Origin of the sequence: Bacillus sp. S10(2024), assembly GCF_050473865.1 — a bacterium.
Lineage (GTDB): Bacteria > Bacillota > Bacilli > Bacillales > Bacillaceae_G > Bacillus_A.
In genome coordinates this window covers 4,152,387-4,172,809 of the sequence record NZ_JBFLUR010000002.1, presented here as the reverse complement: position 1 = coordinate 4,172,809, position 20,423 = coordinate 4,152,387, and the positions used below count along the sequence as shown (strand labels likewise).

Annotated in this window: 19 protein-coding genes and 3 pseudogenes; all 22 read right to left on the bottom strand. The window is 34.9% G+C overall.

Annotated elements, in window-relative coordinates:
* Positions 1 to 193 precede the first annotated feature (193 nt).
* Positions 194 to 940: a DUF4261 domain-containing protein gene (locus AB1280_RS21205; protein ID WP_429756897.1), complete on the bottom strand. Its 747-nt coding sequence runs from the start codon at positions 938 to 940 to the stop codon at positions 194 to 196.
* Positions 941 to 1,007: 67 nt separating this feature from the next.
* The gene (locus AB1280_RS21200; protein WP_429756896.1) at positions 1,008 to 1,478 is read right to left on the bottom strand and encodes an Imm30 family immunity protein; all 471 of its coding nucleotides are present in this window, start codon (positions 1,476 to 1,478) and stop codon (positions 1,008 to 1,010) included.
* Between the two features lie 27 nt (positions 1,479 to 1,505).
* The gene (locus AB1280_RS21195) at positions 1,506 to 1,748 is read right to left on the bottom strand and encodes a hypothetical protein (RefSeq protein ID WP_429756895.1); all 243 of its coding nucleotides are present in this window, start codon (positions 1,746 to 1,748) and stop codon (positions 1,506 to 1,508) included.
* A 185-nt stretch (positions 1,749 to 1,933) separates the two neighbouring features.
* Positions 1,934 to 2,647 carry a pentapeptide repeat-containing protein gene (locus tag AB1280_RS21190; RefSeq protein ID WP_429756894.1) on the bottom strand — a complete coding sequence of 238 codons (714 nt, stop codon included), beginning with the start codon at positions 2,645 to 2,647 and terminating at the stop codon, positions 1,934 to 1,936.
* A gap of 19 nt (positions 2,648 to 2,666) precedes the next feature.
* On the bottom strand, positions 2,667 to 3,446 hold the full coding sequence (locus AB1280_RS21185) for a hypothetical protein (protein ID WP_429756893.1): 780 nt from the start codon (positions 3,444 to 3,446) through the stop codon (positions 2,667 to 2,669).
* Positions 3,447 to 3,515: 69 nt separating this feature from the next.
* Positions 3,516 to 3,839 (bottom strand): DUF6572 domain-containing protein, encoded by a 324-nt coding sequence (locus AB1280_RS21180; RefSeq protein WP_429756892.1) that lies wholly within the window; start codon positions 3,837 to 3,839, stop codon positions 3,516 to 3,518.
* Positions 3,840 to 4,039: 200 nt separating this feature from the next.
* Positions 4,040 to 5,272: a PoNi-like cognate immunity protein gene (locus AB1280_RS21175; RefSeq protein ID WP_429756891.1), complete on the bottom strand. Its 1,233-nt coding sequence runs from the start codon at positions 5,270 to 5,272 to the stop codon at positions 4,040 to 4,042.
* A 27-nt stretch (positions 5,273 to 5,299) separates the two neighbouring features.
* The gene (locus AB1280_RS21170) at positions 5,300 to 5,785 is read right to left on the bottom strand and encodes a hypothetical protein (protein ID WP_429756890.1); all 486 of its coding nucleotides are present in this window, start codon (positions 5,783 to 5,785) and stop codon (positions 5,300 to 5,302) included.
* A gap of 323 nt (positions 5,786 to 6,108) precedes the next feature.
* The gene (locus AB1280_RS21165) at positions 6,109 to 6,576 is read right to left on the bottom strand and encodes a DUF6985 domain-containing protein (protein ID WP_429756889.1); all 468 of its coding nucleotides are present in this window, start codon (positions 6,574 to 6,576) and stop codon (positions 6,109 to 6,111) included.
* Positions 6,573 to 6,704: pseudogene (locus AB1280_RS21160) on the bottom strand (HNH endonuclease); the annotation flags it as partial. The gene AB1280_RS21165 and the pseudogene AB1280_RS21160, both read right to left, overlap by 4 nt.
* A 41-nt stretch (positions 6,705 to 6,745) precedes the next feature.
* Positions 6,746 to 7,036 (bottom strand): annotated as a pseudogene (locus tag AB1280_RS21155) (polymorphic toxin type 15 domain-containing protein); the annotation flags it as partial.
* Positions 7,037 to 7,123: 87 nt separating this feature from the next.
* Positions 7,124 to 7,312: pseudogene (locus AB1280_RS21150) on the bottom strand (DNA/RNA non-specific endonuclease); the annotation flags it as partial.
* Positions 7,313 to 7,867: 555 nt separating this feature from the next.
* A complete protein-coding gene (locus AB1280_RS21145) occupies positions 7,868 to 8,380 on the bottom strand; it encodes an Imm6 family immunity protein (protein WP_429756888.1) in 513 nt (170 codons plus the stop codon).
* Between the two features lie 13 nt (positions 8,381 to 8,393).
* On the bottom strand, positions 8,394 to 8,837 hold the full coding sequence (locus AB1280_RS21140) for a hypothetical protein (protein ID WP_429756887.1): 444 nt from the start codon (positions 8,835 to 8,837) through the stop codon (positions 8,394 to 8,396).
* A 350-nt stretch (positions 8,838 to 9,187) separates the two neighbouring features.
* The gene (locus AB1280_RS21135) at positions 9,188 to 9,643 is read right to left on the bottom strand and encodes a hypothetical protein (RefSeq protein WP_429756886.1); all 456 of its coding nucleotides are present in this window, start codon (positions 9,641 to 9,643) and stop codon (positions 9,188 to 9,190) included.
* A 16-nt stretch (positions 9,644 to 9,659) separates the two neighbouring features.
* On the bottom strand, positions 9,660 to 10,634 hold the full coding sequence (locus AB1280_RS21130) for a hypothetical protein (RefSeq protein ID WP_429756885.1): 975 nt from the start codon (positions 10,632 to 10,634) through the stop codon (positions 9,660 to 9,662).
* A 17-nt stretch (positions 10,635 to 10,651) separates the two neighbouring features.
* Positions 10,652 to 12,793: a T7SS effector LXG polymorphic toxin gene (locus AB1280_RS21125; RefSeq protein WP_429756884.1), complete on the bottom strand. Its 2,142-nt coding sequence runs from the start codon at positions 12,791 to 12,793 to the stop codon at positions 10,652 to 10,654.
* Positions 12,794 to 13,510, bottom strand: coding sequence for a DUF4176 domain-containing protein (locus AB1280_RS21120; protein WP_429756883.1), 717 nt, complete (start codon positions 13,508 to 13,510; stop codon positions 12,794 to 12,796).
* A gap of 1 nt (position 13,511) precedes the next feature.
* Positions 13,512 to 13,799, bottom strand: coding sequence for a TIGR04197 family type VII secretion effector (locus AB1280_RS21115; RefSeq protein ID WP_429756882.1), 288 nt, complete (start codon positions 13,797 to 13,799; stop codon positions 13,512 to 13,514).
* Between the two features lie 261 nt (positions 13,800 to 14,060).
* Positions 14,061 to 14,492 carry a DUF5082 domain-containing protein gene (locus AB1280_RS21110; protein WP_429756881.1) on the bottom strand — a complete coding sequence of 144 codons (432 nt, stop codon included), beginning with the start codon at positions 14,490 to 14,492 and terminating at the stop codon, positions 14,061 to 14,063.
* A gap of 299 nt (positions 14,493 to 14,791) precedes the next feature.
* The gene (gene essC, locus AB1280_RS21105; RefSeq protein WP_429756880.1) at positions 14,792 to 19,267 is read right to left on the bottom strand and encodes a type VII secretion protein EssC; all 4,476 of its coding nucleotides are present in this window, start codon (positions 19,265 to 19,267) and stop codon (positions 14,792 to 14,794) included.
* Entirely contained in the window at positions 19,245 to 20,420 is a 1,176-nt protein-coding gene (gene essB, locus AB1280_RS21100) for a type VII secretion protein EssB (protein WP_429756879.1), read from the bottom strand. The genes essC and essB overlap by 23 nt, the downstream gene beginning before the upstream one ends.
* Positions 20,421 to 20,423 lie beyond the last annotated feature (3 nt).

Here is a 20,423-nt window from a genome sequence, read left to right as displayed (position 1 = left end):
TTTTGTAAACATAAACTGAATAATAGTAACTTTGTTCACTGCATCCAATCTAAATGTACTACTTACTATCATAAGCACATTAAAAGTATAAGCTTTTAATCAAAAGCATTTAAAGCTATTAAAATTCTTGAGGATTTTGGAACTAATTAAGATAAAAATATTAGCCCCTCAGTAAACTCTTCAATAAATAACATCATTCATTTCCAGGTCGATGATGACGAACTAAGTTCCACACTCCATATGGATTATAAAATGGATCATCTTCCTCAAACATTGTACAGTTTTCTTGTTTTAATAAGTATACAGGAGATTTTGGGTCTAAACTAAATGTTTCTTCATCATTAATTTTCGGTTTTTCTATAAGATTATATAAACAAAATACTTTAAACAATTTCTCAACTTCAGTCCCAGTTAGACCTTCAGATGTTGTTATAACATCAGGATAACCAAAACTTTGCATACCAGTAGTGTAAAAAATATTATTTTCACGAGACATCTGGATAAACGCAGTAAATACTCTTGTAATTTCTTTACTACTTGTTATGTCCAACCAATCATTCTTTGTACGAGCTCTTCCAGAAGATTCAACATTTACCGCAATTCCACCTGCATGTAATACGGCACTAGCAACCTCCATGATTTTTATCGCCTTGTCTAAAGAACCGCCTTCACCAATAATATAAACAATACTTTTATGTTTTTTCAGATTATTTATATCTTCTTTACTAAATGATCCATTTCCTGCTATTACAAAAGCTTCAGCCACATAATGATTGTAATCACTCATGTCTACTTCAAAAAATCCCTCTGGGTTTTCAAGGTTTCCAATATGGTTACCCACATATATATAACCATTACCATTTCTAGCCATGGCCTCTTTAAATTCATTCCTATTTTCCCAAAATCCAGGTACCCCCAAAATAATCTTTGGTAATTCCACCATAATATCACCTATTATCTCAATTATTATTTTAAATATCTATTATTTCTTCAAACGCTTATTTATTTTAGTTTAATTTCTCTAAAATTGAATTAACTTTTTCTAAATATAAATCTGGATCGTCCTCTCTTATCTCAAGAAGAATTCCTTTAATTATTTGTTTTGTTGAGCTATTTACATTTTCTAATGCATTAATATAAGATACTACTAAACCTTTTGAATTTAAAAGTGTCCGATGAATTCTTTCCGCCCAGAATTCTGCATGAGGTAACATTTTAGGAATACCACTAGCTAATTTGTATAGTCCTTCCTCCATCCCGGAATGTTCAGCAATATAAAATATCGTTTCAATAAGATAATCACCAGCTGATGGCTCAGCAATATCATCCTCAAAAATCGTACAAAGATCAGGGATTATATTATTTGTTCCTCTATGTGATAATTCATTGAGAATATTTTCAAACTCTTCAATATTATCTCCTTCATTCTCTAGAAAACGCATTTTGTATAAAATAGAAATATCCTCTTTAAATTCCATTGTGCTCTCCTTCCTTTCTATCCACTGTTACTTTGGCTTGCTAAATATCTTCAAATCATTATGCTCATATTTTTTATAGTAATCAATATATTCTTTAAGCTTCTTTCTATTTTCTTTGTTATATTCTTTCAGAAGCTGTGATCCTCCGCCTCCTCCATACCCAGCGCTAGCCAACGCAGGTCTAGGACCGAAACTCGGGATCTCAATATTTTTAATCTTCTCCAAGGCATTCCTCGGCAACTTATTCATGAATGCCGTTATTTCTTCCAAATTACCAACTATTTATGAAGTTAAAGCATACCAATCAATAAAAAAAGCACTCGTCGTCTATCGTAGACAATCAAGTGCTTCAAATTTGCAAGTTTTATAGTGACACTGTGACACCCTTTACATGTTGTGACAAATAATACATTAAAACTCATTTGCCAAGTTTACATACGATTCAAAATCAACTTCTATATCATTTTCAACACTTGTTCCTTCACATTTTCGTCAAACTTAGCGCCTTCTACATTTGCTCCTGTCCAAACTACATTGTCAAGTTTAGCACCGGTAAAATCCGCTTCTGTAAAATTCCCATTTAAAAGGGTCGCTCCCGTTAAATCTGCATTTGTAAAATCTGCATTTCTAGCATCTACTTCTGATAAATTTGCATTTTCCAAATCCGTCTTTTCAAATTTACCGTCTGTAAGAGTAGCACTGCTGAAATCTGCTCCAACACAATTTGCTTGTGTAGCATCAATTCCAGATAAATTTGCACGGCGAAAAGTAGCATAATTTAAAACTGTTCCAACTACTTCTCCATATGAAAAATCAACTTCATCAAAACAAGTTTCGAAGCAACTACTTATATTTATCTTTGCATATTTCATATTCGCTTTTGAAAAATCCGCTTCGCCAAACCTACAATCTGCAATGTTAATTCCCTCTAAATTACAACTTCTGAAATCAGCCAACTCAAAATCGCAATCATGAAACGCCGCTCTCATTAATGAAGAAGCTCTCAACATAACTCGTTTTGCCATAATACGCCTTGCCATTACTTCTGACAGATCTGAAAAAGTAAGGTCTAAATCACTCATATCTAACTGATCTATAACCTCATCATTGTATTGAGATCGATTTAATATTTCCATGACCCTTATTCTATCATTACTTTTCTCATTCATGATTACAAATTCCTTTCATTTAACTTTCCAGATAGTCCTTCCAAACAACATTAGGAGAAAAGGTTACACCTCTTCGATTCTCACGAAAACTTGGTATAGCCATGACTTGAGCTGGTTCTAAATATTTCATTACATGTAACCAACTATCAAGTAATGTACCAATATCAGCTTCTAATGGGTTCTTTAAAAGGTCTATGCAAATACCACCCCAACTCAGTTCTGATACCACAGCTGGACTATTTAGCAACAAATCTCTACCAAACATTTCTAAAATATGGCCACCAAAGTAGGTTCTAGCTCCCATCCCTAATGGACCGTTGGGAAGAAATCGAACCGGTATAGGTTGAGAAGATATTTCCATCCACATATGTAAACGTTCACGTTCTGTATTCCACGGATAGGATAAAGGCCAAAAAATTTGAGTTACTCCATAACATGGTTTCACGATTTCTGCGATTTGGTCAGATAGCTCCAAAAAAGCTGACCATAATTTTTTTGGTATAGATTTATGAAACTCAAACTGTAAAAATGAGCGCTGGCTCCAGTTAATTTGAAAACTCCCTCTATAATTAACAGATTTATCACGATAGAGATGAACTTCAGATGCCCTACGCTCCGAAATCACTTTTTCAATAATTTCCTCACGATTATATTCTACCCGTACCGTTTCACAGTTGCCCCAATGAGTAGGAGCAAATTTTTCATTTGACTCAAACACATCTAAAAGACGCCCTAGTATCTCTTCCTGATTAAAAGATACTGTGGGATACATTGTAATTATAAAAAAATCAGGTTTCATTTATATCCTCCTTCATACTAAAAAATAAAGTTACATATGCTTTCATACTACACCTCCAATCTAAGCTATCTATAGTTCATATATTTTAAACTCAATCCTCAAATCTTGTGTATTCTTCTCAAAAACTTCCAATAGTTTATTACAATTTTCGGTTGGTTTATATTTAAATCTTAGATCAAATATAAATCCATCTACTGACTTAGCATCTGAATAAACACTATAGACTTGCTCACTTTCAATAAAAGATACATAAGCGTTAATTTTGTCTTGTAACAATGTTAAATGCTGGAGTTCATTTTCCCAGTCTAAATGGTCTGCAATCATTAATGCTAACTTATTTTCACTCTTACTCTTACCGATACCATCTATTTTATTTTTATCTAATATCGACATTTGCCTCTCACCTCATTAATTATAAAGTCAAGCCCTAAAAAAAATAGTGGCAGTCGGATTTTCCAACTACCACCATTTTATCATTCAATTTAACTTAGTTTACACACATTTATTAATAGATCCCTTAACAGGACTCGATTGATTGAAAAGTTACTCATTAAAACCAACAAAATAGATTTTTTACTGATTTTTAAATACATTTACTTTACATCTTTAACAATAACCTCATACATATTCTCAATATTTTCATCTATCGGTACCAATGCATAATAATTCTGATCATTATTTAGTATAAATTGAACTAATTTTGTTTCTGATTCATTCCAGAAATTTTTGATACTATCAACGTAGTCCTCTAAATCCTCTTTATAGTCCAGTTGCAATATATATCCTTTTTCGGTCATTGCAAAAACAATTAAACTTCCTAAGAGATCTTTTTGCTCATTTTCTTTTTCATACTCTTGTGGTAAAAACCACACTTGACCTATTCCTATCGTTTTTTTGTATTTTCCATAAAAACTACTATCATCCATATTCTTATAATCATGTATCAATTCATTGACCAATGAATGCCATTTTGGAGGAATAATGTTTTCCAATGCAGGATTATTTTCAATTCCTTCTATTATTTCATCTATCTCCTCAGTCTCACCCTCATTGTTATATTCACTTAGGGAGATGCGCTTGAATTTCATTGCATTCTTGTAATGCGCCAAATCATATGGATAGTGATTATTATTTTTTAAACTTGTATCATCAAGTTCCAAAATTTTCGCAAGCGCTGCCGTTTCAAAGCTCCAATATCCTACATATCCAGGTTCTTTATGTGCATTTTTCCATTCATAATCATAATGTCCTTTAAACCATTCTTTCTCCATATACGTTTTCAATCTTTTAGATGCTTCTTTCTTATCTGTTTGCGCAAGTTCTATAATCTCTCTTGTTTTTGCATATGGATTTTCTTTATAATAAACATTCGTCATTTTTGTATATCCAATATCACTAGCGCATAATAGAAAATCAATTACTGCATCATTCATATTTTTTTTATCAACTATCTTTTTTAATCTTTCTATATTCTTTTTATCCGTTTCTAACAAAATTCCTAAGGAAATCATCCAAAGCAGATTTATATATCCAACTTTCCTAGGCCCTGTATGCTCTAAATCGCCAATTGCATTATGAAAATCTTCTTCTATTGTACGAATGTCTTCCCCTAAAGAATACTTCGCACTAATATCCTTCATCTCATATATAAAATTACTTAAATGTCTTCCTTCTATAATACTTTTATTATCTTTAGATTTTCTTTGAATACCATTTTTCTCATCTTCTTCAAATTTTTTAATATCTTCTCTATTTTCTTCAATAAACTCTTTATTATATTCTATTCCTTCTCTACATTTCTCTTCTATACATAAATGATCTCTCATTTCATCTGATTCCTCCTAGCTTCTAAATCAAGGCCATTCTCCAATAATGTCTCCCTTTGCATCTATTCTATATGTTTTAACATTTCCACTACTATCGATTTGTGATAATACTCTTTCAACTTCATCATCTTCCAATGCTTTCGTAATCTTATCTGCTAATTTTTTATCTCCATTAACAGCTTTCAATATTCTACTTTTTCCAGTTTCAGAACCTGTCAACCAATCATCTGACATTTGTGGTCCATCTTTAGTTTTTCCTAATTGTGAACTACCAAACTTAGATTCATCAATAACATATTTGATCTTTGAGTTTGCATTTGTATTTTCGTATAATCCATCAATCCCTTTTACTATTTTATCATCTATGGTTGATGGTAAATCCCCGCCTATTACCTTTAAGTCATATCCAGCATCTTTTATACTTTGATTGTTTAATAAATTATCACCTGATTTTATTTCACCAAAATTACCTTTTTGTTTATTTGTAGCTGTTTTTGGATCAAAGTCGTCCACATTTGTTTTTTTATTTCCACCAGAACTACCTTTAACCGTATCCTTAGTGCATTTATAAAATCATAACGCTCGTTTCGCTTTTCATGCTACAACGCAAAAAGCACTCGTTGCCATAAGTGACAATCAAGTGCTTTAAGTTCGTTTGTTTTCCAAGTGTCTATGTTCGTTCTAAGTTTGTAAGTTTCATTGTATCGTAAACATAGTATGACCCTTTTGTGTCTCGTGACAAGTAATACCTTTAAAACGCACAAGCTTGTGTGCATTCGTTAGTTTACTATACCGATAAATTCAAATCTATGTTTATTATTGATTAATAGTTACACTTAAATCGCAATATCCTGGTAACCCACTTCAGTTATTATCTCATTTAGCATACGAATTCCTAGCCCATTCTCTGTATCCCATGTACAATTAAGTGTAAATCTAATGTCTCTACCTTCACACATATCCCCATAAGGAACAACAATCCCGTCTAAATCTATCATTTTTAATATTTGATCCGTTGTTTCAACTAATGGATAATTTTCATTTACTCCAATATCATAACCTAATTTATGCCTTCTTTGTTTGTAATAGTCTAATATTGCTGGTAAAAAGTTCTGTTGTAAGTGTTCCCAATTTTGCATAAGTGAAGTATATGCTACATATTGTTCCTCATCAAAATTGCCGTCCTCTTCCCCATCTATCATTAAAGTTATCTCAGTTTCTTTTCCCCAAAAACGAATTGTAGTATCCTTAACCCAACCATACTCATATTCAAGTTCACCGAAAACCGAATCATTTAAAATCAATTTACAAGATCCTCCTTATGTCTATTAGCAAATCCTCCGGGTTCAAACGCTCTTGCGTTTATCTCTCCTACACCACCCAGATGTCCAAATTCAGCATTTATGATTATTGGCACGAGTTGCATTGTTTTAACATCATTTAATTTAGGGGTACCGTCAGAAAAATCCGGATTTACAACGCTACGCCCATTTTCAAAATGCTTACCCCAATTACCTCTGCTTTTCCACCCGCTAGCTGGTCAGGATTATGCAGTGCAGCTTGAGTATCTAACCATTCCTTGGCTGCTTTCTTAGCCTGAGATAAAGTTAGTCCTTCTCTTTGTAGTTCATTTATCTTTTGTACATAAACTTCTTCCCTAGCAGCTTGTTGAACTGCATTACTCTCTATTGCTCTACCTTCCCTAATAAATCTCTTTCGATTTTGTTGGTACTCATATACAGTTAGTTCTTTCATACCCTTTTCTTGGTCTTTTAACTATCTTGCAAATTCCTTTGAATCAAATTTAGTTTTATAGTTAAAGTTTACCTCAATTTCACTAATTATTGGTACATTATCTAAGTCCTTACCCGTACCCTTAACCCCACCACTCTCCAAATTCGAGATCCTACTCTGAATACTCGCCTTTGAGGCATCATGGGATTCTTTTACGCTTTCACTGAAGTTCGTTCCACCGTCTCTACGTACGCTTCCATCAAGTAATACTTCTTCACCTCTAATGAAGGCGGTTGTTTCGTCCACACCTTTTACTAATGTATTTTCAATTATATAATACTAGTAATTTGTGTTAGCCCTAATTTATAGCATGCTTACCTATTAAAAAAGCGCTTAATTGCCTTTAGTCGACAATCAAGTGCTTTAAGTTCATCTGTTTTTAAGCAGCATAAATTTGTAAGTTTTGTAGTAACAGTATGACACCTTTTATATGTGGTAACAACTACTACGTTAAAATTTACGAGTTTGTACGAGTTCGTTAGTTTTATATCCATTCCATGTGTTTATATTCGTGAACCAGTAAAATGTCATCTCGCCTATTTATCATACTTTTCTCACAAAACCTGTATTAAAACAATATGTCTTGATGGTACAACCATCATGAATTTTGAATTTCAAGTAAGCATTTTTAATCGTTCAGACATAAATACTTTATAAGAAAACAAAAGCACTTGTTACCTAAAAGGAAATCAAGTGCTTTTTCTATGCATAATAGGAATTCTTGCAACTCTAAACTGCAAACATCCTTTTCTAATTTGATAACTCTAATCAAAAAAAATTCATAAAATAATAGAGTAATAGTTAATTTTGTATTTGTAATTCCCTTAAAACTTCTGTCCGCAAATCACTCGCAATATTCCCATTCTTATAATCATCCAATAAAAAATTTATTCTCCGAATATAACTATCTGAATTCTCTATACATTCCGCGAAACAATCCATAAAATGGTCTACTAATGTATCATCAACTAAAGCAATTGGTTCTGGATAATATTTGACACCTTCTCTTTCAAATGCTTTTCTACTAGTATAAGCAACTGCATCAATAACACAGTTCCAAGCTATGACATCTATTTCATTATCTGACATCTCTTGAATTATTGTTATACCATTTTCCTCATTATCTAATAATTCATAAAGAATATCCCCTATATTTTCTTTACCTTTTAGCCATTCCCAACATTTAAATATAACTTCCTGGGCTAAAATTTGATCTTCCTTTTGAGAAAATACCGACAAAACTTTTTCTGAAAGTCCAAGAAAAAATATTACTTTACCATCTTCTGTTAAACTACTAAAGTTAGTATTAACCATAATTAACCTCCAACTAATCAATATACTTTCCATTTTTAATCATTAGATTAAGCCTACCAGTTACTTTAATGCTTTCATCGGTTTCCGATGTTACTTCGATTTTTAGATTAGGATATTTTAAACTTAATTGCTTTAACACACCAGGCGGAACTTTATCGTTCGCTAATCCTTGATAACACTTTCTACATACACCTGAAGGATTCGATTGATGAAGTTTTAATGTTCCTGTTACATCTTCTGGTTTTATACCTGCCTTTATTACTGCTGAATCAAATTCATTCAGAACCCCTTCCTCTGCATGCCTAGTGAACAATGGGTTAGTCCCTGGAGCTTTAATATTCCTGTCAGGCATTACTTCATCTAAATCAGGTAATCCAGCTTCTTTTCGTACTTTCGGCGATCCTCCTTCAAAATTCAAATCTTCTAATCCTTTTACATCAGTTTTTCCAACTGCCACTGTTTCAGTTTCTGGAACATTCCATTTTTTCCTTAGTGCATCTATATCAGTTTTACCAATATCAATCTTACTTTCTTTACCCGTACCCTTAGTGCACTTATAAAATTATAACGCTCGTTTCACTTTTCATGCTTAAACAAAAAAGCACCCGTCGCCTATTGTAGACAACAAGTGCTATAATTTCATCTGTTTTTAAGTAGCATTAAATTTGCAAGAACATGAACGATCACCGTAACACATGGTGTTATTACAATCGTACACGGCCAAAAATAGCACATTCTAGATGGCTATGCAATCTTGCATATTAACACCTTGACCGGAGTCAAGGCTGAAGACGTACAATCTTAGATCTATCTATAATACTTGATACACCTTTCTTGAAAAGGGATTGTATCATCGTGCAGCACTTCTTCTTGCAGCAATTTTGTTATATTCTCTATTTTTCCAATGAATAGTGCGAAGAAGTCACCCGAATTTGGATATGCAAATAGTCCATACCCCTTTGGTGACAGTATTTTGTTGACCTCCTTGATCTTTTCAGGTAAAAATTCATAATGAAATGCTTCTAATTTCTCGAGTTCTTCTTGTGTTGCTAATTCAATTTGGTGGGCAAATTCGTAATCAAGAATAAAATTGACAATTTCTTGGTATTCCTCACCTTTATAGTCAACGTATAAAAACTGTTTCGTCGTTAATCCATATTTTAATAGGTCTTCATGTAAGTCATAACTTCCTTGCTCTTTCAAAAACGTTTCCAAATCCTTGCTATCAGGAAATATAATCTGTGCTATCCCTTTATCCGGCATATTAGCTTCCTCCCTTTTATTGAAATAATTCTCCATGCTTGTTAGGAATATATTCTGGGTAGTTTTTACGATAAAATTGATCGATCATCTGAAGCACGGGATCCCATTCAGGGTATGGCTCACGTTCTCCAAATACCATTTTCGCTTCTGGAGTATTCATCAGAAAATTATCGAATTGAGTAGGTACTGGCAACCCTAGTTGTTTCCTTACATGGATCAAGAATAAAATTTCAAAAGGATAAAATCCGTATCTGAAATCACCAAATTCACCGAACTGTCCGATTTCAGAAGCTAATGCAGAATGATACTGTGACATTATCGAAATTAGATGTTCTATTTCTTCTAAATCACCAGTCGACCAACGTCCCAGCACTTCATCATAAATGTTCAGGTCTTCAGGGATTGAGCCGCATCGCAGTTCAGCTTCCTTAAACTTATTTTTCACAGCTAGATGCAATTTTTCATTCGTTCCCATGATGGTTTTATTTCTATACTGCAAGTACAGCTCTAGCAAAAACCAAATATGTCTATCCTCTTCATTGGCATCTATTAAATGTCCACCAAAGTGATGAGTCATAAAATCATATAATATATTTTCTTCTTTCTCCCATCCATACATTGTAAAATGAACTAATGTGAGGACGACTTCTCTAAACGTATATCCCAAGATCATCCTTGGATACCTGATTGTATAGAGATCCTGTCCCATGCACTGGTAAAATAAGACCTTCTGCATGTTCTTTAATCCTTCTACATTGTTTCCACCGCTGATCAATACATCATTTTTCCATAGTGACAAGTGATATGAGAAAATTCTTCTTAGATTTATTAATAGTATGTGATCTTTCTCTGTTTCATTTTGCTCAACGATTTCCTCAATCTCCCTTCTACTAACATTATATTTATCTTTCACATCTTCAAATTTGATTCCATCCACAAAATTTTTGCTATATCTTTTAAAAGCCATTTCTAACTTTTTTTGGTTTATCATTGTATCCTCCCTATGAATTAATCTATTTCCTTATTCCAGTCCTTTACCTGTAACTCATCAACGCCGAATCCAATATCAGTGATCTTGATATCTGTTTCAACTCTAATAAAATCGAATTGTAGATCAGGACGTTCCTTCATCAGTCCCTCTAAGTGAACACTAAAACTGGCATACCTAGGATCATCGCTGTTAACCATGCCTTGGAAGTACGGATCTCCGCCCTTTTTCTGTTTATCCGAGTAACTAAAACTAGCGGAATCTGATGCCTTCGATTCAATAATCGTTAACTTTGGCGGCGGCCCTTCCGATAGGAACGCTGCATCTATGCCGTTTCTCCCCACTTGGAACAGATCGGAAACGTCTTTACCTAAATTATTTTGTTTAGCTAAGATTTTTGTCACTTCTTCCCCAAAATCACCTTTATCATGAGAAAAATATTTAGAATTATCGATTTTTCTTTCATGCTCCTTTGCAACCCCCAAGTCATAACGATCAGTAATAATATCTTTCGTATCCAACTTGTTGGCCAATTTATTTCTTGCTTTCGTTAATCTTTTGACTTCTTTGTCATTTTCCTCTTTTTTCAATCTTTTTATTTCTTTATCTAACTTTTTAATTTCTTTTAAGATATTGTCTGTAATGTTACTGCCAGATCCACCTTTACCCGTACCAAAAACCTTCTCCCCAGTCTCCTTCATCAACTGATAAGCATCTTTCAGAGCGTCTAATCCTCCGCCTCCTCCATTCCCAATGCCAGCATACGCAGGTCTAGGACCGAAACTCGGGATCTCAATATTTTTAATCTTCTCCAAGGCACTCTTCGGCAACTTATTCATTAATGCCGTTATTTCTTCCAACTTACCAACTATTTTACCGCTTTTCGCGGCTGCTTGAAAGACTTTTGTACCCTCTGCGAATTTTCCGAATGCAGCCGTTCCTTTCACTGCGGCGGTTACTTCACCGACGCCGACAAAACAACTACCAATATCAAATATCGCGCCGCCAAGAGCATAAGGATCGGTCAATGCTTTTTCTACATAACCTTTTACGGAGTTAAGTAGTGTCATACCATACTTAGGATAATCCTGCCAGCTGATGATGGCTTGTCCAAGACTTTTTATCGTATTACCTGCTCCGTAAATATCGTCCAGTTTCCATTGTTCTGTTTCTACGCCGCGGATCGAATTAAAGCCCCACTCACCAAGCTCTGCGATTAGGAAACCTAATTTCGTTGCACCTATCGCTATCCCACTAATAGCCGAACCTGCCGCACCTATAAAACCTTCTAACACCAAAGCTTTATCAGAAAGGTCTTTCAGTAAAGGAATGTTGTCCCCTACCCATTTTGTACCCTTTCTCAATACATCCCATTTCTCACCGGCACTCTTGGAAAGGTCTTGAAGCCAAGCCTCCAATGGATGATTTTCCGCCCATTCCTCTTGCTTTTTCTTCATTTCTCTTTCAGCTTCAAGTTTCGCTTCTTTTTCCGCCTTCGTGATTTGTGTATCCATTTCATGAATGCCTTTTGCCAATGCATCTTGCGCAAAGAAGGCTTGAAGTTGCGGATCAGTATAAGATAAGCTCCCCATTTCCCTTGCTATTTGAACTTGTTTGTTTAGGGCATCGAGAAAGTTTTCCGCATTGCTTTTTTCTTTTTTGCTTTCAAATTGCTGTACTTTTTGAATCGTATCCTCTAGTTCTTTGCTGGCTGCAACCAATTTTTCATCAAATTGGCTGTTCGGCATACTTAGTGAAACCAAATCGTTCACGCTGTTGTAAATATTAGAGATGCGACTATCAAGTTCATGTTTCTTGGGTTGAAGATTGGAAAGTTTGTTTTGTGTTTGCAGTAATGCATCTTCCAGAATAACCGCATTCTCATCAGTTTCTCCCGTTGTTGACTGAAAATCCTGTAAAGTTGTCACCATTTCTGCAATGAGAAATTCATTGGTAACTTTCAACCCAGTCACAACTGCATTTTGGTTATTATTGATGTCGTTGACAATCGCTTCTCCTGTTGCCCCCTGCATGGCATCGGCCTGGATAATCCCATTCAATGCGTTTTTGGCTTGTTCAAGTTGTTCATTGGTTTTACTGGTGTCGTTTTGGAGTTTTTCCAGTACTTCCTTGAATTCCTTTAAATCTACTTGAAAGCCCACTTAATCCGCCTCTCTTTCTAATGAAGTATGGACAGCTTCATAGAAAGCAAGTGCTTTATCTAGTGGTAAAAAGGCACTGGATAACTTGCCATTTGCTACTTGCATACTTCGTAAGAAAGTAAAAGCAAATTGTTCTTCCCATTCATTCGTCATCCCATGTGAAACAACTCGCTTAATCATCATATTGGACACATAAATCGCTGGTGTGTTGCTCATTTCACCAAATGGCCACAAGTAACCGAGATAATCTACCACATAATCGTTAAATCCCTCTCTTAACGGTACTTTGCGCCCTGTTAAAATTACGAGTCCTCCGAGTTCACTATTCTTGAACATATTTTGAATTACCTCTGGCATCATGTCTATGTCCAATTCCACAACGGTACCTAGCGGCAAAATTTCGCTATAACACGCATCAATCAAACCCATCAAACGTAAAAATTGAGAAAATGGAATGTCTAATTGCGTTTCTAATCGTTCAAAACGAATTGTCTCATTCGGATAATCAAACGCTACTAAGAATTTTGCACCAATTTTTGGTTTGTTTTCAAAGACATCTTCTTGATTTCGAAACGCCTTGTAAACTTCACGAAAAAGGGAAGGCTGATTCCCCAGCAAGTTACCCATTTGTAATAGTTCGTCAGTAATCTCTAAATCTAATATTTTGTCATTTTGTAAAACAACCTCTAAAAGTTCTCGTTTGTTATATTCGGCCATATTATTCGAACCTCGCTGTATTTTGTTTGATTACATTCGCCATTTTTGCATCTTCATCGGCAATTTTGTCTGCGACGTTTTTCATTTTGCCTGTGTCAGCAGAAGATACTTCTTTAAATTGTTCTAAAGTCGTTCCGGCTTTCTCTACTAAATTGTGAAAACTTGTGAACCGAGATAGATTATTCTTGGTAATGTTCGGTGAGGGAACTTTATCTATCCCACCAACTTTGCCCTCTGCTTTTGTGACTGCTCCTTTAAATCTCTCTTGATCTATACCTATTTTCCCCATTGGTATTTTCTCCTTTTTCGTCACTACTCAGCCATACACCACTTATTATCTATAGAAAGTTATTTTCATTTTTCAGCGCATAGATTGCTGCCATGAAGAGACAAATGGTAATGCACCTTGCTACCTTTATTTATTTTAAAGCGTTGCACGTGGCAGGAATAGGCCCTGACCGCTTCCATACACGGCCAGTTCCTCTCAACCATTTAAAAAAGGTGCTTTTCAATCTTTTTTTCATACAGTGACTGAGTAGTTACCCTTTTTCTACAACATAGCTCGCAAACCGCTAATACTTGCTGAAATGCTCGCAATAGCGTCACCTATTATAGACTGATCCATTTCTAATAGAGTGATTTTCCTATTCATCGCGTTTAGATTTTCATTGTGCTTCTCTTTATCTGCATCAAGTGCTTCCTTAATTTCATTTAATTTTGTATCGAATTTATTACGACGTGCTCCTTTGAACTGGCTTGTTGTTAGACTCGTGCTTAAATTGGTAAACTCTTTCTTATAAGAATCAAAATGATGAAGTTCTCCCTGTAAAGATCTCTTTGCGGCTTTTAAGCGCTCTAACTTTTGGGCATTTGCCCTGTGGCTAGCCATTTTACTATCATAAGTTGCCTTAAATCGATCAACACTTGCATGGATATCTGCTATTCGTGCAGCTTCTTTGGCTTTATCTTCCTCTTGAGACATAATGTTTTCCCTCCTCAAAATCTATTTCTCTATCAAGACTATCTTTTTTGTTTATAACTACTAAGCCATACATTTCATTTAGAAGTTTGGTAAGGTGTATGACCCGCTATTACCTATAATTGCTGCCACGAAGATAAAAAGGGCAAAGCACCTTGCTTCATTTCTTTGTTTTAAAACATTGCACGTGGCAGGAAAGGGCCCTGACCGCTCCTAAACACAGCCAGTCCCTCTTGTCCATTTAAAAAAGATGCTTTTTAGTCTTTTTTCACAGGATAACTGAGTAGTTACGATAAATTGATCTACTCACTAACTAATTTCACTCGTCCTGCATTTCGTCCAACAAAGAAATGCGACTCATCTAATTCAACTGTTGGTTCACTATAATTAGATTTCACATTTATAAATCCTTGATCCACTAAACGTGTTCCAATCATCCCCGCTGGAATGTTTGCCCGTAATCGTTTATTAAATTCATCATAACTGTTCTCAATTTGTTTTTGATTGCCTTGGAAAATGAAATAAACCCCTACTTTAGGACCATTTTTCAAATATTTATTGAATATTTCATCCGAAATAAATGTTTTATCGCCAAATATTTGCGCATCTGGAATATACACAAACATCGGTTGATTTTCACTTTGTGTCTCTCTTTCTTCTATCTCACTCATTAGATCATTAACAAAGGTACTGTACTCTATGTCTGACACAATCACATCGAAGCTTTCTTTAAATCTGCCAAATCGTTCGCTCCCATTAAACACAATTCTTTGTGCTTTCCCTTCAAAATGTTTGAAGTTTTGAACGATTATACGCTCAATATATTCCGTTTGCTGTGGCGTATCGTCTCCAATTACAAAATAACCATGTTCTTCTGGTACAAAACCAACGACATTTGTGGTTTCTTTACTTAGAGCAAGTGGTAGTTGTAGATGATCTAACATCTTTTGTACCTGTGGATTTGCATAAAAATCATGCATAGAGATCGTTTTAGATAACATCGGAATCTTGGTAGGACGTGTGCCCTTCCATTGCTGATTCATCTGTGTAATCTCTTGCTCTAAATTATTCAATCGATCAATATCATTTTTTCCATGAGTTGGTAAATAAATTTGAACTTCATGTGGCTCGTCTAGTTTGATTTGCGCTCGTCCAACAATTTCTTGCGGAATCAGAGCATCACGTCCTATAATATCTCGAATTGCACCTTCTTCTACAAGGAATAGTCCAATATGCGATGGAATATTACTCGCCATACTCATTCTGAAGCTGTTCGTACGAAGAACCGTCATAACTGCATAGATTCCCAAACTTGCTCCTTCTCGTAAAAGCTGATTTAACACAGATTCTATCGCTTCCTCTAAAGGACTCTCCTTAATTGAGTCAAAACCATCAACAATGGTAATAATCACTGGCAACTGCTTTCCTGATTTCTCTTCATATTGAGACAGACTTGCGACACCATACTCTGTAAATGCGTCTTTTCGACTTTGGATTTCTTGGCGAATTCGTTTGAGGAACTTCATCAGTTTTTCTTCTTCCTCTAACCGAACAATATCCACTACATGCGGTAAATCTTTTATTGGAAGTAAACCATTCGTACCAAAATCAAATAAGTTAAACTGAACCTGTTCAGGATTGTTAAGTCTTGATAAATTCATTACAAGAGTTTGTAATGCAGTGGATTTCCCAAAGCCTGGAGATCCATAGATTGCAAGGTGACTCAACTCTTCTAAATTAAGTAAAAAGTCAATTTGTTCTTGTCTTGATGGAATATCCATCAAACCAAATGGAACTGAAAGATTTCTTTTCGAATCCCCTGAAGTTACTACATTAATCTTAGGACTATCAATTTCTGTTTTTAATGGAGGTAACCAAGGTTTTTCTGGAAGAACTGCATTTGTTTTTTCAGCATGAATCACAATAGCTTCTACAATCGCGTCCAATTGTGTTTGTTTTTCTTCCTTTTTCATGGACACTTCATCATCTTGAGATAAATCTGTAGTTAACAATTCGTGCTGGCCCAATTGATTAATTAGCCAAATTCTTTCATCTACTTTTTCTTCATATTGTGCATCTGGATTATAATGCGCTCCGCTCCATGCAGATTGAAACAGTTCATAAATTTCATTGTTTCCGACCTGTAAATACGCTCGTCCTGGTTGAGTAATTGTTGCTGCATCAGGTGTTTTAATAATTTCATTGGAATCACTTGGATCAGCTACTTTTAATGCTAATTTGAATCGTGAGTTTGACCAAATCTGGTCGTCCACTACTCCACTTGGCTTTTGAGTAGCCAAAATCAAATGAACTCCTAACGAACGGCCAATACGTGCAGTTGATACTAGCTCAGCCATAAAGTCTGGTTCATTTGCTTTTAATTCTGCAAATTCATCACTGATTAAGAAAAGGTGCGGCAATGGTTCTGATGGATATTTTTTCTTTTCTACAGGATCAGTAATTTCTTTTCCCTGTTTGTACAACTTGGTATATCCATTAATATGATTAACACCAAATTCACCAAATTTCCGTTGTCTCTTTTGCAATTCTGCTCGAATACTTTGTAATGCTCTTGCAGAACTTGCACCGTCTAAGTTTGTAATCGATCCTAAAAGATGTGGTAAATTCTTAAATAAATTCGCCATACCCCCACCCTTAAAATCAATCGGTAAAAATCCAACGTCTTCTGGTGCAAAATTTACTGCTAAAGATAAAATATAGCTTTGGACAATTTCCGATTTACCAGATCCTGTTGTACCTGCCACGAGTCCATGTGGACCATGTGCTCGTTCGTGTAAATTCAAATAAACAATGTCATCTTTTCCTCGAACACCCAAAGGAACAGCTAATGACTTTGAAGTGTCTGCTTTTCCCCAACGAGCACCAATATGTAACTCTCCAACATTTTTCACATCATATAATTCTAGAAAGTCAATCGATTCTGGAATCGCATTTTTCTCTACCTCAACATGTTCCAAATTAGCTAAGCGTTGGATTGCTTGCTCAATTGGATAACTTTTTGGTAAATGGTTGGGAACAAAAAGTTGATTCACGTACTCATTATTATTGTTAATTAATACCGCGGATTCGTTACTTTGATAATCAATCACTGTGGTTGCTGTCTCTGGCAACATGTTTAACGCGTCTTTCCCCCAAATAACCGTAACACCGTATTGACTCATATCTTCAGCTAAAAATTCATTTAATCCATGCCCAGAGAGCCAGCTCTCGTCTAAAATCGTAAACATATAATGCGGAGCAAAGGTTACTTTCTCATTTCCCGCCTCTTTAACTTGTTGTCGACGTTTTGTTAACAACTGATAGAATGAATTTAAAACCATGTCACGTGTCTGTGAATTATGAATAATTCCTCGTAAATTTAAGCTCCGTATTTGAAAATGTGGCAACCAACGCCATGCATGCCAACAATCTTGATAATCTTCTTCTGGAACTAATGCTACAAATTCTACATCTCTATAAGAATGTAAAACGGAAAGCTGAAATAATAATGTCTGTACAGCTATTCGTAGTACTGTTTTTGTTCCTGCAAGTCCTAACGTTTGATTTAACATCGAGATAGCAATAGGTGCATCTTTTAACGTTTGATGTGGCCAAACAACTTTTTCCTCTGCAAATTTACCTAAAGCATCATCTTCTTCTGTTGAATGATAACTGACCTTATAACTACTTTGAATCTCTCCATGACCCAAACGAATACTTAAAAAATCAGCATTTGTCATAGTTTTTTCATAGATTCGCGGACTGTATTCTTTTGTCATCAAAGACAATGAATCCATATCGGGGAAATTATACGTTAAAGCTTCAAATTGCTTTTGAGAGAGCAACGACAATTCTTTTTCCTTTTGAATAAGATACTTTTCATAGTACTCACTTCGCTTAAGATTCTTTTGTTTCACTTCTTTCTTATTCGTAAAATAACTTGAAACAGAGAACCCTGCCGTGAGTAAACTCACTCCCCCCATGCTTAACATCATAATAGGGTTTCCATTACTTAATACGCTCGTTGCACCACTTAAAACAACCATTGCCAATGGCGGAACAATCGTACGCAATAAGTCACTTCTCCCCTCAGTTTCCTCAGCCTTTGGAGGTCGAATTGATATCTCTTCTTTAGGCTCTCGTAAATGAATTCTTGGACTACGTCTAAATTCAGGGAAATTTTTTGGGTATTCTGGAATAAATGGCTCATTAATAACCTGCCAAGAATTTAGTGAAAATTCATTGGTTATCTTACATAACTTAAATTGTTTTTCTCTCAATTCAATAAGCACACCATCAATAACAAGTTGATCCCCTACAGACAAAACTTTTTCTAATCGATCTACTTTCTTTCCGTTAAAATAAACTAATACCCCATTTGAAAACAGATTTAATTGGTAAGTTTCATTCTTTTCATTAAATGTGACCAGGGCAAAAGCCTTAGTCGGAATTGTGATTCCTGAGTCCTTTGAAGAAGAAATCACAAAATTTGTTTTCGGCTTGATAGCCGTTAAAACTTCTAATTTTTCATGAGGTAACGCGAGAATTCCGTCCTTCATATCACCTGTCCATGGATCTTGATCCAAGAACAAATTCGTTTCATCAAAAGAAATTTCATGGTTACCAATCTTAAGTGATGGCTTTGACATTGTTAGTTCGTGACGCGAAAATATATGACCAAATGAAAAAATATCATAGAGTACAGAGGCTTTATTTACAATTTGATCATCAATTGGTACACCTTCACTAGATAATCTATTGTTCAGATTTCTGATCATCCGTCTTGCCCTCCAATAACTTCATGTACTTTTCCATCTCTTTCTTATATTTCGAAAGTAATTCTTGTTTCTTCGCACCATTCATCTTGTTATCTGCATTTGTTATGTCATAAATTTTTGTATAGGCGTGAAGAATATATTGATTATCTCCAATATTTTTAGCAATATTTAAGGCCTTTTCAAAGTCTCCTTTTCCTATATAGATCCAATAAAGTAATGTGTTACCATTTGATTTTTGAGAGATAGTCCCTAATACAGATTCTTTCTGCTCATTAGACAAGCTATCTAGTTGAATCGAGCTCACTGCTAACACATATTGTGCGCTTTTAGGAAGATTCTCTGGTTTGTCTTCCTTTAAAGAATCTAGAACACCTGAATAATTATTTGAAATAAAATTTGATTCAGCACCTATGATTCGTTTTTGCTGAGGTACAATATTTAATGAATACATCCCTACCCCTATTGAAAGACCTATTGCTGCAAGACCAAGAGTAATTGTTCCCCACTTAAAAACAGTGTAATTTCTACGTTTCACCAGTATGCTTGTAGCATTTCTTATTTCCTTTTGAATCGCAACTTTTTCCATTAGTAACTTGTCTATCTCTTCAAACGAAGAAGATTCTTGAATTTGTTCGGAAAGAGGATCCCGGACTGCACCGGCCCCATCAATAAGATCCTCAAAATCTAGTTTGGGATTTAAAATATAAAGAAGTAATGCCTTGTATTGTTTTAGATATAATTCTTCTGATGAAAGATACGGAATAACGGTATTCATTAAGCCACGATGACCAATAAACAACTCTTCCCCAAAAATAAAGATATTTTTAGGATGGATAAATGGCGTTACTGGTTGGTTAAGATATTCTTTTAAAAAACTTACCTTTTGTGCTAAAAGAAGGCGATCAAATACATCTAATTTTTTAACATATTGTTCAAGCGAAAAGGATAACTCATCTTTTTTATAAGTGATAAGGATCTGTTCTTCATTCGCCACTTCTATCTTTCCAGTCAAGAAGTGTGGTGCTTTATTTAAAAATAACTGGAATTGCTTTACACCTGACAAAGAATATTGATCAGCCGTTAAGTGTATTTTCATAAAAGTAGATGTAGTTTCCTCTTTAATAACTATCAAACTATTTCTCATTTCACCCATGCT

What these genes read in the sequence shown, in the direction of transcription:
- AB1280_RS21190 (WP_429756894.1), bottom strand. Translation starts at nt 2,647, where the DNA reads ATGAATGAGAAAAGTAATGATAGAATAAGGGTCATGGAAATATTAAAT.
- AB1280_RS21110 (WP_429756881.1), bottom strand. Translation starts at nt 14,492, where the DNA reads ATGTCTCAAGAGGAAGATAAAGCCAAAGAAGCTGCACGAATAGCAGAT.
- AB1280_RS21145 (WP_429756888.1), bottom strand. Translation starts at nt 8,380, where the DNA reads ATGGTTAATACTAACTTTAGTAGTTTAACAGAAGATGGTAAAGTAATA.
- AB1280_RS21130 (WP_429756885.1), bottom strand. Translation starts at nt 10,634, where the DNA reads ATGATAAACCAAAAAAAGTTAGAAATGGCTTTTAAAAGATATAGCAAA.
- AB1280_RS21115 (WP_429756882.1), bottom strand. Translation starts at nt 13,799, where the DNA reads ATGGGGAAAATAGGTATAGATCAAGAGAGATTTAAAGGAGCAGTCACA.
- AB1280_RS21175 (WP_429756891.1), bottom strand. Translation starts at nt 5,272, where the DNA reads ATGAGAGATCATTTATGTATAGAAGAGAAATGTAGAGAAGGAATAGAA.
- AB1280_RS21120 (WP_429756883.1), bottom strand. Translation starts at nt 13,510, where the DNA reads ATGGCCGAATATAACAAACGAGAACTTTTAGAGGTTGTTTTACAAAAT.
- essB (WP_429756879.1), bottom strand. Translation starts at nt 20,420, where the DNA reads ATGGGTGAAATGAGAAATAGTTTGATAGTTATTAAAGAGGAAACTACA.
- AB1280_RS21200 (WP_429756896.1), bottom strand. Translation starts at nt 1,478, where the DNA reads ATGGAATTTAAAGAGGATATTTCTATTTTATACAAAATGCGTTTTCTA.
- AB1280_RS21180 (WP_429756892.1), bottom strand. Translation starts at nt 3,839, where the DNA reads ATGTCGATATTAGATAAAAATAAAATAGATGGTATCGGTAAGAGTAAG.
- essC (WP_429756880.1), bottom strand. Translation starts at nt 19,267, where the DNA reads ATGATCAGAAATCTGAACAATAGATTATCTAGTGAAGGTGTACCAATT.
- AB1280_RS21185 (WP_429756893.1), bottom strand. Translation starts at nt 3,446, where the DNA reads ATGAAACCTGATTTTTTTATAATTACAATGTATCCCACAGTATCTTTT.
- AB1280_RS21135 (WP_429756886.1), bottom strand. Translation starts at nt 9,643, where the DNA reads ATGCCGGATAAAGGGATAGCACAGATTATATTTCCTGATAGCAAGGAT.